We start from the raw sequence: 554 nt of genomic DNA, 5'->3' as shown, positions 1-554 counted from the left end.
GCGCGGGATAATTTACTCACATTTGCGCGTGGAACAAGTTTAGATCATTTGGGGGATTTTCATGGGGTCACGCGCCTTTTGGATGAAGATGATGAGCGTTTGCGCCGCCGCATTCGCTTGAATAGACAAGGACATTCCACAGGTGGCACAGTGCCACGCATTCAATATTTTGCCCTCTCAAGCGATATCCATGTCAAAGATGCTTTTGTTTATCGTGAGGGTAAAAGTCCACTTATTCATGTTGCGCTTTTTAGTGACGCCCCTTCAGGGGTGGCTGATGAAGCTTTGATTGCCAAGGTACAAGCAGCCCTTGATGCCCCCATGTTAAAATGACCAATGACCACATTTTTGTGAAAAGCGCGGTGCAGCGGATGATCAATGTTTCTGCTGATTTTTGGTTGTTACCGGATGAAGGCTCCTTTGTTTTGGAAAGAGCGGAGCAGAATTTAAGAGCAGAATGGGCGCGTGCGCAAAGGCTTGGGCGTGATTTGTCTTTAAGTTGGATACTAAGCCGCTTGATGGTTGAGGGCGTTCACCATGTGAACATAACGCAC

1 pseudogene is annotated in these 554 nt (G+C 47.5%); it reads left to right on the top strand.

The features are described 5' to 3' along the window. Positions 1–554, top strand: a pseudogene (locus ACFIKB_RS09650) (baseplate J/gp47 family protein); the annotation flags it as partial.

Origin of the sequence: Bartonella sp. MR110HLJHH, assembly GCF_042194225.1 — a bacterium.
In the GTDB taxonomy this organism is placed as follows: Bacteria; Pseudomonadota; Alphaproteobacteria; order Rhizobiales; family Rhizobiaceae; genus Bartonella; species Bartonella grahamii.
The sequence above is the reverse complement of the archived record's forward strand: the minus strand, read 5'-3'. Positions and strand labels throughout refer to the sequence as shown.